We start from the raw sequence: 12359 nt of genomic DNA, 5'->3' as shown, positions 1-12359 counted from the left end.
TGACAGCGCCTGCGCGAGGGCTTAACTTAACCACATGGTTAAATACGAAGCCGAACTCGACGCCGTCTTCACCGCGCTGGCCCATCCGGCCCGGCGCGCCATGCTGGCGCGGCTGGGGCAGGGCGAGGCGACGGTGGGGCAGCTGGCCGAGCCGCTGGCCATGTCGCTGCCGGCGGTCACCAAGCACCTGAAGGTGCTGGAGCGCGCGCAGCTCATCCACCGCGGGCGCCACGCGCAGTGGCGGCCCTGCCGGCTCAAGGCCGCCCCGCTGAAGGCCGCGTCGGACTGGATCGAGGAACAGCGCCAGGTCTGGGAGGCCCGCCTGGACCGGCTGGAGGACTACCTGCACACCATGGAACCCAAGAAAGGACCCGAACATGAATGAGATCGACCAGCGCACCGTGCTGCTCTCGCGCGAACTGCCCTTCGCCCGCGAGCGCATCTGGACCGCCATGACCCACCCCGACCACGTCAACCGCTGGTGGGGGCCGGACGGTTTCCGCAACGAGGACGTGGAGATGGACTTCCGCGTCGGCGGGCTGTGGAGCTACACCATGGTCGGGCCCGACGGCACCCGTTTTCCCAACCGCGTCTGGTTCAAGGAGATCACGCCGCCCGCGCGCATGGTGTTCGACCACGGCGACGACCAGCGCGTCTGGTTCGAGACCACGGTCACGCTGGACGCAACGGACACCGGCACGCGCGTGACGATCCGGCAGGTGTTTCCCACGCAGGCCGAGCGCGACGAAGTGGTCGAGAAATACGGCGCCATCGAAGGCGGCAAGCAGCACCTGGCCAAGCTGGAGGCTTACGTGCGGGAGCACCTGGCCTGAGGTGCCGGGGCGCGTCAGGCGCGTTGATCGAACAGGGTGCCGAGCATGTCCTGCTCGGTCTTCACCACCTGCAGGCTGGCGGCGAAGCTGTAGAGCGCCATCTTGCCGCCGACCAGGTCTTCGGCGAGATGGCCCAGGTCGCCACCTTCTGCGGCGGCCAGCGTGTCGCGCTCGACGCGCGCCGTCACGCCCCCCGATGCGGGGTTGGCCGTCTGCACCACCTGCTGGCGCTGGAAGCCCGGCGTCTGGGCGTTGGCGATGTTGTGCGCGCCCACGTCCAGCCGCAGCTGCGCGGCGCGCAGGCCGCTCAGGCCGATGGCGGAGGCGGACGATCCGATGGGCGAAGTCATGGTGTGGGTCCGGTTGGGCCGGGCGCAATGGCCCAGAGGGATCTATCGGCGGCTGGCGCGAAAACTGTAGGCACACAAAGGACGGTGCGCGTCAGAGAGCTTGGCCGTACCGCCCCTGCACGGACGCCAGCTCGTCGAGGAGCCGCTGCCGCAGGGCCGCTGGTGCCAGCACCTCGACCTCGCCGCCATAGGACAGCAGACGCCGTGTACCCTGCTCGATCGATTCGACGGGCAGGTGCACCGTGGTCCAGCCCGGTCGTGCTGCGGTCCCGGCCGGCACCGCGCTAGGCACAAAGGGGTGGCGCTCGTTGCGCAGCCAGCCCAGCGCCCGTGGTGAGACGCTGACCACCGCCTGCAGCTGCCGCAGCCCGGTTTCGAAGCGGTCGATCGAGGCTTGCCAGTGCGCCGCCAGATCGAACTGGCGAGGCCGACGGAAGCGGGTGGGCAGCGGCCGCAGGGACTGCACCGCGGAAATACGGTAGGTGCGGACCGCATCCTGCCCAGAGGTGCGCGCAGCCAGGTACCAGGTGCCTGCTTTCATCACGAGCCCCAGCGGCTCCAGCTCGCGCTCACCCGTGCCACGCCAGCTTTCGTAGCGCACCGCGACACGGCGCGAATGCCAGACCGCGTCGGCCAGGCCCCGCAGGTGCTCGGGCGTCTCGCTGCTGCGGTACCAGTCCACCGGATCAATGTGCAGCCGCGCGCCCACGCGCTCGGCCTGCTGCCGCCATTCGGCCGGCAAGGACGCGACCATCTTCAAGCGTGCAGAAGTGGCTGCCGCACCCAGACCCAGATCGGTGGCGGCGGTCGGCAGCCCCGCCAGCAGCAGCGCCTGCGACTCCGGTTCGGTGAGGCCGTTGAGCGTGGTGCTCCAGCCCTCGCGCAGCTGGAACCCGCCCGCCCGTCCCGGTTCACCCCACACCGGCACCCCGGCGGCCGAGAGCTGGTCGATGTCGCGCAGGATGGTGCGGGTGGACACCTCCAGCGTGCGCGCCAGCGCGGGCGCGGTCATGCGGCCGTGCGACTGCAGCAGCATGAGGATCGAAAGCAGTCGGCTGGCTTGCATGGTGCAGGGCGATGGTGTTCTCTAAACATGACACAGGATGTCATGGTAAGAGGCGCAGCATGTGCCCGTCATCCCTCACCACGCTGCTCCATGGAAAACCTGATCCTTTCCGACCTGTCCCACCTCTGGCTGTTCTTCGTTCTGGTGCTGGGCATCATTGCCCTGCCGGGCATGGACATGGCGTTCGTGCTCGGCAGCACGCTGGCCGATGGCCGGCAGGGTGGCGCGGCGGCACTGGCCGGGGTCGTGGCGGGCGGTGTGGCACACACGGTCATGGCCGCGCTGGGCGTGGGGCTGGTGCTGCAGTCCGTGCCCGGCCTGTTCACGCTGATGCTGGTCGGGGGCGCGCTGTACCTGGGCTGGATCGGCGCGTCGCTGGTGCGGGGCGCTTCGGCGCTGGGCGAGGTGGGCGTCAGCCGGTCACGACCGGTCGCCGCCTCCTTCCGGCAGGGCCTGCTGACCTGCCTGCTCAATCCGAAGGCCTATCTGTTCATGGTCGCGGTGTTCCCGCAGTTCGCGCGGCCCGAACTGGGCCCGGTGCTGCCGCAGGCGGTGGCGATGGGCGCCATCGTCGCGGTCACGCAGGCGGCCGTCTACGGCCTGGTCGTGCTCGGAGCGGACCGGGCCCAGGCGGCCCTGCGCGGCAGCGGCCGGGCGCAGGTCGGCGCCATGCGCGGGGTCGGGCTGGTGCTGATGGGGGGCGCGGCGTGGATGCTCTGGCATGGGCTGGTTTCCACCTGAGCGTCGACCTGCCAGCCAACTGGCAGCCAGAACTGGCACGATCACGGCTTCGCCCGATTCCCCATCGCCACCCGAGAGACTTCCATGGAACTCCCCGCCCACCAGCTGAGCATGACCGTGCTCATGACGCCCGACACCGCCAACTTCTCCGGCAACGTGCATGGCGGCACCATCCTCAAGCTGCTCGACCAGGTGGCCTACGCCTGCGCCAGCCGCTACGCCGGCACCTACGTGGTCACGCTCAGCGTCGACCAGGTGATGTTCCGCCAGCCGATCCACGTCGGTGAGCTGGTGACCTTCCTGGCCTCGGTCAACCACACCGGCACCTCGTCCATGGAGGTCGGCATCAAGGTGATCGCCGAGAACATCCGCACCCAGGACAAGCGCCACGTCAACAGCTGCTTCTTCACCATGGTCGCGGTGGACGAGGACCGCAAGCCCACGGTCGTGCCGCCGCTGCGGCCGTTCACACCCGACGAGCGCCGCCGGCATGAAGGGGCGGAGCTGCGCAAGGCGATGCGGCGCGAGATGGAGCAGCGCTTCGCCGCCATCCGCCTGCCGGAGCGCCCTAGCGGAGCAGCGTGAGCGGTGAGCCCGGCTCGCCGGGGCAGGGGCCCATGCCGGCTGCAGCCTCGCGCAGCAGGTCGCGCAGCCAGATCAGGCCCGGGTCTCGGCTGCGGTACTTGTGCCACTGCATGGACTGCTGCAGCTTCTTCATCGACAGCGGCACCGGCAGCAGCGCAATGGGCAGCGTGCCCCGCAGCAGGTGGGCGAGCCGCGCATGCGAGGTGGCGATCAGGTCGGTGCCGACCACGAGGTGCAGCATCGCGCTGAAGCTGTAGGTGGTGAGGCCGATCTCGCGGCTCAGGCCGTGGTCGTTGGCCAGCCAGGTGTCGAACACCGGCAAGCCGCCGTCGGCCGGGACCATCGCGACATGGCGCGCCTGCAGGTAGCGCTCCATTGTCAGCGTGCCTTTCGAAAGCGGGCTGTCTTGCCAGACCACGCACACGAAGCGGTCGTCGAACAGCGGGTCCAGTGGGTGGTCCGGTGAACAGAAATTCGACGGAATGATCAGCAGGTCGGCCTCGCCGCGCTCCAGGCTGCGGTGGGGCAGGCCCACCTGCTGTTTGAGGTTGAAGCGCACCCGGCTGCCGCGCTGGTGGGCCAGCGCCAGCATGCCGGGGATCAGCACCTCCATCGAGTAGTCGGACACGAACAGCGTGAACTCGCGCTCCGACTCGGTCGGGTCGAAAGCGGGCCGCGCGGCGACGGTGGTGTCGATGCGCACCAGCACGTCGCGCACCGCCTCGTGCAGCAGTTCGGCGCGCGGCGTCAGCTCCATGCGGCCACCGACCTGCACCAGCAGCTCGTCGTCGAAGTACTGGCGCAGCCGGGAGAGCGCATTGCTCATCGTGGACTGGCTCAGGAACACGCGCTCACCGGCCCGTGTGACGTTCTTTTCGGTCAGCAGGGCGTCGAGTGCGACGAGCAGGTTGAGGTCGAGTTTCTTGAATCGCATGGTGGGGTGTCGGCGGCAAGTGTGCATCAGCCCCGGCCGGGCGCCGGGCGGGGCGCGCAGGGCACAAGGGTTTGCCCTGATATTTCAAAAGTGGATGGAAAGGATTGGAACAATCCATTTCACAGGGCATCGATGGCTCCCTAAAGTCGCGGCTCGTTTGATCTGGATCAAGTGCTCCAGGCCAACGAAAGCCCACGACAACAAGGAGACAAGCCATGCCCGATCGAGCGAATGCCCGACCCGCTGCCCCGCGCCGGACGCACGGACGCCGCACCCTCACGCCCCTGCTGCTCGCGCTGCTGGCCGCCCCTGCGGCCCAGGCGATCGAGATCGACACGGGGAACCCCGACTGGACCCTGCGCTGGGACAACACCGTCAAGTACAGCCTGATGCAGCGCCTCAAGAGCGCCTCGCCCACGCTGTCCGCGCAGATGCCGCTGACCGTCAACCAGGACGACGGCGACAACAACTTCAGGAAGGGCCTGGTCTCCAACCGGCTGGACCTGCTGACCGAGCTGGACCTGGCCGGCCCGGGCTACGGCGCCCGCGTCAGTGGCGCGGCCTGGTACGACAGCGTCTACAACGGCAAGACCGACAACACCGGCTTCACCGCCAACCACCGGCCGGGTACTGCGTTCGCTCCCGAGACCCGCGACCTCATGGGCCGCAAGGCCGAGCTGCTCGATGCCTTCGTCTACGACAAGTTCGACCTGGGTGACCGCCCGGCTTCGGCCCGCCTGGGCCGCCACACCCTGCTCTGGGGCGAGAGCCTGTTCTTCGGTGCCAACGGCATCGCGGGCGGCCAGGCGCCGCTGGACCTGATCAAGCTGCTGTCGGTGCCCAACGCCACCTTCAAGGAGGTCGCCATGCCCACCGGCAAGCTCTCCGGCCAGGTGCAGCTCTCGCCCGATGTGTCGCTGGGTGCCTACCTGGCCTACGAGTGGGAGAAGACCCGCCTGATGCCGGCGGGTGCCTACCTTTCGAGCAGCGACTCGCTGGGCCCCGGCGCCGAGCGCATCCTGGCCGGACCTACGGCCAGCTTCGAGCGCCAGCCCGACCTGGACGCCAAGGACAGCGGCCAGGGCGGCGTGCAGCTGCGTTTTCGCGTGCCGTCGCTCGACACCGACTTCGGCCTCTACGCCATCCGCTACCACGCCACCACGCCCAGCAACATCAACACCGTGCTCAACGGCGTGCCGCCCGCGCTGGTGCCCAGCAGCTACCGCTGGATGTACCACGAGGGCGTGCGCGCCTTCGGCGCCAGCTTCGCCAAGTCGGTCGGCGAATGGGGGCTGGCGGGCGAAGTCTCGGTGCGCCAGAACACGCCGCTGGCCAGCTCGGGCCAGGCCTCGCTCTCGACCATCCGCGTCAACACCGGTCTGAACAACAACAGCAACCCCGGCTACGCGGTGGGTGAGACGGCGCACGCGCAGCTCTCGTGGATCGCCTCGCTCGGCCCTTCCTTCCTGTCGCGCGAAGCCTCGTTCGTGGGCGAGGTGGCGTGGAACACGCGGCTGAAGGTGACACGCAACGAACAGATGCTCAACCCCAACGCCGACAAGTCGGCCGTGGGCACGCGCATGGTGTTCTCGCCCAGCTACCGCCAGGTGCTGCCCGGTCTGGACCTCTCGCCCACGATCGGCCTGGGCTACACCAAGGGCAAGTCCTCGGCGGTCGGCCCGGGCTTCGGCGTGGACGGCGGCGGCGACCTGAGCCTGGGGCTCAACGCCGTCTACCTCGGGTCCTGGAACCTGGCCATCAACTACGTGCACTTCCTGGGCAAGGCGGCGCCCACGCTGGACGCCGCCAACAACGCCGTGTTCAAGCAGGCGCTGAAAGACCGGAACTACCTGACCGTGTCGCTGCGCACCACTTTCTGACCGAGGAGACCAACATGAAACAACCGCAACTGTGGACGGCGGCGGCGCTGCTGCTCGCCCTGGGCACGGCCCAGGCCGGCGTGACCGCCCAGGAGGCCGCGCGCCTCAAGACCGACCTGACCCCCCTGGGCGCCGAGCGCGCCGGCAACAAGGACGGCAGCATCCCAGCCTGGACCGGGGGCTACACCACCGCGATTCCCGGCTTCAAGAACGGCGGCCGCCGCGGCGACCCCTTCGCCAGCGAGAAGCCGCTCTACAGCATCACGGCCGCCAACATGGCCCAGTACGCCAGCAAGCTGACCGAGGGCACGCAGGCCCTGCTCAAGAAATACCCGCAGAGCTTCCGCGTCGACGTCTACAAGACCCACCGCACCGCGGCGGCGCCGCAATGGGTCTACGACAACACGTTCAAGAACGCCACCGGCGCGAAGATCGAGGGCGGCGTCGTCACCGGCGCGTTCGGCGGCATTCCCTTCCCCCTTCCCAAAACCGGTGAAGAGGTCATGGCCAACCACGAACTGCACTGGCGCGGCGAGGCCTGGCAGGCCGACTTCCGCGGCTACCTGGGCACGGCCAGCGGCCAGCGCGTGCTCTCCGTCGAAGCGCGCGGCGACTTCCAGATGCCGTATTACGCCGACGGTCAGGCCGACAAGTTCGGCGGCGAGTACTGGATGGTCCGCCTGGTCAACAGCGGCCCGCCGGTGCGGGCGGGCGAGGCCATCACCGGCCGCCTGAATCTGGACCAGGACAAGACCGGCTCATGGGTTTACCTGACCGGCCAGCGCCGCGTGCGCAAGCTGCCCAACGCCTGCTGCGACACGCCCACCCCGGCGAGCGCGGGGGTGGCCAGCTTCGACGAGATCGACGTGTTCGCCGGCCGCAGCGACGGCTTCGACTGGAAGATCGTCGGCAAGCAGGAGATGCTGATCCCCTACAACAGCAACCGCCTGCACACACCGACCAAGGACAGCGACGTGCTGCTGGCCAACCACCTCAACCCCGACCACGTGCGCTGGGAACTGCACCGCGTGTACGTGGTGGAGGCCACGCTCAAGGCCGGCCAGCGGCACCAGGCGCCCAAGAGCCGCTATTACGTGGACGAGGACACCTGGGTGGCCGTGCTGGGCGACCGCTGGGACGCCAAGGGACAGCTGTGGAAGACCCTCTGGTCGCACCCGGTGGTGATGCCCGAGCTGCCGGCGACCACGCCGCAGCAGCAGTGGGGCTTCAACGACCTGATCTCGGGCGCGTGGTACGCCAGCGGCGTGGTCAACGAGCGCAACCAGCACTACAAGATCGTGCCGCGCCGTCCGGACAGCTTCTTCACCCCCGACGCCATGGCCGGCGACGGCGTGCGCTGAGCGGGCAGCACCATGCGTCTGTCACTTCTCCTGGCCGTGGTGTGCGCGGCGACCGGTGCCGGCTCCGCGCTGGCCCGCTCGCCGGTGGGCGATGCACTGCTGCGTCCCGCCCTCGCCGTGAAGGCGCCACAGCGCGCCGTGCTGCTCGCGGCGGCCCAGGCCGGTGCGCGCCTCGTGGCGGTGGGCGAGCGCGGCATCGTGGCCCTGAGCGACGACCGCGGCGCCAGCTGGCGCCAGGCCCCGAGCCCGGTGAGCGTGACGCTGACCATGGTGCGTTTTGCCGATGATCAACACGGCGTGGCCGTGGGCCACGGCGGCACGGTGCTGACCACCGACGACGCGGGCGCCAGCTGGCGCCTGCGCCTGGACGGCCTGCGCCTGGCCGAACTGGCCAAGGCCAGCGCCACCACGCCCGCCGCGCAGCAGGACGCCGAGCGCCTGCTCGCCGACGGACCCGACAAACCCTTCCTCGACGTGCTGCAGTGGGACGCCAAGCGCCTGCTCGCAGTGGGCGCCTACGGGCTGGCTTTCTACAGCGCCGACGGCGGCGAGACCTGGACGCCCTGGATGGATCGCCTGCCCAACCCCAGGGCCCTTCACTGGTACGTGGCGCGGCGCGCGGGCGACACCTTGCTGCTGGCCGGTGAGCAGGGCCTGCTGGCCCGCTCCACCGACGGTGGCCAGAGCTTTCAGACCATGAACTCCCCTTACAAAGGCAGCTGGTTCGCCGGCGAAATCCGCGCCGACGGCCTGGCCGTGCTGGCCGGGCTGCGAGGCAATGTGTGGCGCTCCACCGATGGCGGTGCGCAGTGGACGCAGCTGGCCTCACCGGTGCCGGCGACCATCACCGCCATGGCGGTCGACGCCAAGGGCGGGTTGCTGCTCGCCAGCCAGGCCGGCGCGGTGCTGCGCCTGCAAGGCGATGCGCTGCTGCCGCTGAAGACGCCCCCGGTGCCCATGCCCGCGGCCCTGCTGCCACTGCAGGGCGGGTCGCTGCTCACGCTGGGTGTGGCCGGTGTGGTGCCCGTCGATGCAGGAGCGCTGCAATGAACGCTCAGACATTCGACCCCCGTTCGGGCTCGCTGATCGAGCGCGCGCTGTTCAACCACCGCGCCATCGTGCTGCTGCTGTGTGCGCTGGTGACCCTGCTGCTGGGCTGGCAGGCCACTCGCCTGCAGCTCAACGCCAGCTTCGAGAAGACCATCCCCACCAGCCACCCCTACATCCAGAACTTCCTCGCGCAGCAGAACGAGCTGAGCGGCCTGGGCAACGCGGTGCGCATCGCAGTGGCCCAGCCGGACGGTTCGATTTACGACGCGAAGTACCTCGACACCCTGCGGCGCCTCTCCGATGAGGTGTTCCTGTTGCCCGGCGTGGACCGCGCGCGCATGAAGTCGCTCTGGACCCCGAGCACGCGCTGGGTCGGAGTGACCGAAGACGGACTCGAAGGTGGTCCGGTGATCCCCGACGGCTTCGACGGCTCATCGGCCAAGCTGCAGCAGCTCGCCGCCAACGTGGCGCGCTCGGGCGAGATCGGCCAGACCGTGGCGCGCGACGCGAAGTCCTCGGTGATCTTTGTGCCGCTGCTCGCCAGGGACGCCGAGGGCCGGGCCATCGACTACGCGAAGCTCTCGGGCCAGCTCGACGCGCTGCGCACCAAGTACGAGGCCGAAGGCGTGAGCGTGCACATCACCGGCTTCGCCAAGATCGTGGGCGACCTGATCGACGGCGTGAAGGCGGTGCTGGTGTTTTTCGCCCTCGCGGTCGCCATCGCCACGGCCATGGTGTTCTGGTACACGCGCTGCGTGCGCTCCACGCTGCTGGTGGTGCTGGCCTCGCTGATCGCGGTGGTCTGGCAGCTGGGCCTGCTGCCGCTGCTGGGCTACGCGCTGGACCCGTACTCCATCCTCGTGCCCTTCCTGGTCTTCGCCATCGGCATGAGCCACGGCGCGCAGAAGATGAACGGCATCATGCAGGACGTGGGCCGCGGGTTGCCCAAGCTGGTGGCCGCGCGCTACACCTTCCGCCGCCTGTTCCTGGCCGGGCTCACGGCCCTGCTGGCCGACGCGGTGGGCTTCGCGGTGCTGCTGGTGATCGACATCCAGGTCATCCGCGAGCTGGCGATTGCCGCGTCCATCGGCGTCGCGGTGCTGATCTTCACCAACCTGATCCTGCTGCCCATCCTGCTGAGCTACACCGGCGTGAGCGCGAGCGCCGCCGCGCGCAGCCTGCGCGCCGAGCAGGCCGACGCCTCCGGCGCCGCCAGGCACCCGATGTGGGTCCTGCTCGACCGCTTCACCCAGCGCCCCTGGGCCGCGGTGGCGGTGGTGGCCGGGCTGCTGATGGGCCTGGGCGGTTTCGCCGCCAGCACGCAGCTCAAGATCGGCGACCTCGACCCCGGCGCGCCCGAGCTGCGCGCGGACAGCCGCTACAACCGCGACGTGGCCTTCATGAACGCCGCCTACGGCGCCGGCAGCGACGTGCTGGCCGTGATGGTCAAGACGCCCGAGGGCCAGTGTTCGGCCTACGAGACGCTCAACAAGATCGACGCGCTCGAATGGGAGCTGCGCCAGATCGACGGCGTGGAGAACACCAACACGCTCGCGCTGCTCAACCGCCGCGTGCTCTCGGGCCTGAACGAAGGCAACCCGCGCTGGTACGAGTTCCTGCCCAACCAGGACATGCTCAACACCGTGACGGCCGGTGCGCCGCGCGGCCTCTACAACGACGCCTGCGGCCTGCTCACGGTCTACGTCTTTCTGCGCGACCACAAGGCCGACACGCTCAGCCGCGTGGTGGACCACGTCGAGGCCTTCGCACAGGCCAACAACACGGCCGACACGCAGTTCCTGCTCGCCGCCGGCAGCGCCGGCATCGAGGCCGCGACCAACATCGTGGTCAAGGACGCCTGGCGCACCATGCTGCTGATGGTCTACGGCGCCGTGGTGCTGCTGTGCTTCATCACCTTCCGCTCCTGGCGCGCGGTGGTGGTGGCGGTGCTGCCGCTGGTGGTGACCTCGTTCCTGGCCGAGGCGCTGATGGTGGCGCTGGGCATGGGCGTGAAGGTCGCCACGCTGCCGGTGATCGCGCTGGGCGTGGGCATCGGCGTGGACTACGCGCTCTACATCCTGTCCATCACGCTGGCGCAGCTGCGCGAAGGCAAGAGCCTGTCGGACGCCTACTACCGCGCCCTGCTGTTCACCGGCAAGGTGGTGATGCTCACCGGCGTCACGCTGGCCGTCGGTGTCATCACCTGGGTCGCCAGCCCCATCAAGTTCCAGGCCGACATGGGCCTGCTGCTGGCCTTCATGTTTCTCTGGAACATGCTCGGTGCCCTCGTGCTGCTGCCCGCGCTCGCGCACTTCCTGCTGCGGCCTGCGCCGCTGCGCGCCGTCGCGTCCGCTCCCCTCTCCAACCACCTCCCAGCCCACTGATCCCATGTACAAGTATTTCCCCACCAACTACGTCTGGAACCTCTCGGTCAATCTCGCCATCGAGATGGGCGCGCGCATGGGCGAGATCGAGCAGATGTGTGCCCCGCTGCAGGAGGCCGCCAAAGCGCCCGATGCCGCCGGCACCGTCGCCTTCCGCGAGACCTGGGTGAGCATGGCCGACCGGCTCTGTGAACTGGCGACCGAAGACGAGGCCCAGGGCCGCCTGCTGTCGGCCGGCGAAAAGTACCGCCGCGCTTCGGGCTACCTGATCACCGCCGAGCGTCTGCAGGCGCACAACGCGCCGGGCCGCCTGGCGATCTACCAGCGCGCGCTGGCGCTGTTCCTCCAGGGCTCGCGAATGACGGGCGACCGCGTGCAGCGCGTGGAGATCCCCTACGAGGGCAAACACCTCGCGGGCCTGTACTACCCCGCCGATGGCCTCAAGCCCGGCGAGCGCGCACCGCTGTGCGTGCAGCTCAACGGCCTGGATTCGATCAAGGAGATGAAGATGCTCGTGGGCCTGCCAGCCTGGCTGGCCAGGCGCGGCGTGTCCTCGCTGGTGCTCGACCAGCCCGGCACCGGCGAAGCGCTGCGCCTGCAGGGCCTGACCGCGCGCTACGACACCGAACACTGGGCCAGCCGCGTGGTCGACTGGCTGGAACAGCACCCCGAGGTGGACCCCAAGCGCATCGGCTGCGAGGGCGTGTCGCTGGGCGGCTACTACTGTCCGCGCAGCGTGGCCATGGAGCCGCGCTTTGCCTGCGGCGTGGCCTGGGGCGCCAACCACGACTGGCGCGACGTGCAGAAGCGTCGGCTGGAGAAGGAGGGCGACTTCCCGGTGCCGCACTACTGGGCCCACGTGTGCTGGGTCTGGGGCGCCAAGGACATCGACGACTTCATGCGCATCGCGGAAAACGTGCACCTGGACGGCGTGGTCGAGAAGATCAAGGTGCCGTTCCTCGTCACGCACGGCGAAAAGGATTCGCAGATCCCGCTCAAGTGGGCGCACCGCACCTACGAGCAGCTCGTCAACAGCCCCAAGCGCGAACTCAAGATCTTCACCGACCGCGAAGGCGGCGTGCAGCACGCGAGCTTCGACAACAGCATCAACGCCGGTCACTACATCGCCGACTGGCTGGCCGAAAACCTGGGTGGCCGCACGGCCGCCTGACCCA

At 69.3% G+C, this 12359-nt stretch carries 12 protein-coding genes; 9 read left to right on the top strand and 3 right to left on the bottom strand.

The features are described 5' to 3' along the window. Positions 1 to 34: 34 nt before the first annotated feature. Positions 35 to 385: an ArsR/SmtB family transcription factor gene (locus RCO38_RS16925; RefSeq protein WP_308329523.1), complete on the top strand. Its 351-nt coding sequence runs from the start codon at positions 35 to 37 to the stop codon at positions 383 to 385. After that, a complete protein-coding gene (locus RCO38_RS16920) occupies positions 378 to 833 on the top strand; it encodes an SRPBCC domain-containing protein (RefSeq protein WP_308329522.1) in 456 nt (151 codons plus the stop codon). Before RCO38_RS16925 ends, RCO38_RS16920 begins: the two co-directional genes overlap by 8 nt. Before the next feature lie 14 nt (positions 834 to 847). Here the strand turns inward: RCO38_RS16920 and RCO38_RS16915 are convergent, their stop codons facing one another. Further along, entirely contained in the window at positions 848 to 1183 is a 336-nt protein-coding gene (locus RCO38_RS16915; protein ID WP_308329521.1) for a flagellar basal body protein, read from the bottom strand. 91 nt (positions 1184 to 1274) lie between these two features. Then, a complete protein-coding gene (locus RCO38_RS16910; protein WP_308329520.1) occupies positions 1275 to 2249 on the bottom strand; it encodes a helix-turn-helix transcriptional regulator in 975 nt (324 codons plus the stop codon). A 90-nt stretch (positions 2250 to 2339) separates the two neighbouring features. On the opposite strand from RCO38_RS16910, the gene RCO38_RS16905 reads away from it, so the two are divergent. Beyond that, positions 2340 to 2990: a LysE family translocator gene (locus tag RCO38_RS16905; protein ID WP_308329519.1), complete on the top strand. Its 651-nt coding sequence runs from the start codon at positions 2340 to 2342 to the stop codon at positions 2988 to 2990. A gap of 84 nt (positions 2991 to 3074) precedes the next feature. Beyond that, positions 3075 to 3575: an acyl-CoA thioesterase gene (locus RCO38_RS16900; protein ID WP_308329518.1), complete on the top strand. Its 501-nt coding sequence runs from the start codon at positions 3075 to 3077 to the stop codon at positions 3573 to 3575. Here RCO38_RS16900 and RCO38_RS16895 read toward each other — a convergent pair. After that, on the bottom strand, positions 3559 to 4509 hold the full coding sequence (locus RCO38_RS16895) for a LysR family transcriptional regulator (RefSeq protein WP_308329517.1): 951 nt from the start codon (positions 4507 to 4509) through the stop codon (positions 3559 to 3561). The two genes, RCO38_RS16900 and RCO38_RS16895, sit on opposite strands and share 17 nt — an antisense overlap. Before the next feature lie 215 nt (positions 4510 to 4724). Between RCO38_RS16895 and RCO38_RS16890 the strand changes: the two genes are divergently transcribed. Genes RCO38_RS16890 through RCO38_RS16870 form a run of 5 tightly spaced genes read left to right on the top strand, consistent with a single transcriptional unit; the run spans position 4725 to position 12355 of the window. Next, positions 4725 to 6389, top strand: a complete 1665-nt coding sequence (locus RCO38_RS16890) for a DUF1302 domain-containing protein (protein ID WP_308329516.1) — start codon at positions 4725 to 4727, stop codon at positions 6387 to 6389. Between the two features lie 14 nt (positions 6390 to 6403). Continuing rightward, positions 6404 to 7750, top strand: a complete 1347-nt coding sequence (locus tag RCO38_RS16885; RefSeq protein WP_308329515.1) for a DUF1329 domain-containing protein — start codon at positions 6404 to 6406, stop codon at positions 7748 to 7750. A 12-nt stretch (positions 7751 to 7762) separates the two neighbouring features. Continuing rightward, positions 7763 to 8800: a WD40/YVTN/BNR-like repeat-containing protein gene (locus tag RCO38_RS16880; RefSeq protein ID WP_308329514.1), complete on the top strand. Its 1038-nt coding sequence runs from the start codon at positions 7763 to 7765 to the stop codon at positions 8798 to 8800. Beyond that, a complete protein-coding gene (locus RCO38_RS16875; protein WP_308329513.1) occupies positions 8797 to 11184 on the top strand; it encodes an efflux RND transporter permease subunit in 2388 nt (795 codons plus the stop codon). Before RCO38_RS16880 ends, RCO38_RS16875 begins: the two co-directional genes overlap by 4 nt. Positions 11185 to 11188: 4 nt before the next feature. Next, positions 11189 to 12355: an alpha/beta hydrolase family protein gene (locus RCO38_RS16870; RefSeq protein WP_308329512.1), complete on the top strand. Its 1167-nt coding sequence runs from the start codon at positions 11189 to 11191 to the stop codon at positions 12353 to 12355. Positions 12356 to 12359: the final 4 nt, after the last annotated feature.

The organism is Hydrogenophaga pseudoflava (assembly GCF_031020795.1).
GTDB classification, from domain to species: Bacteria; Pseudomonadota; Gammaproteobacteria; order Burkholderiales; family Burkholderiaceae_C; genus Hydrogenophaga; species Hydrogenophaga pseudoflava_A.
Note: the sequence above shows the minus strand (reverse complement) of the source record. Positions and strands in the feature narration are given on the sequence as shown.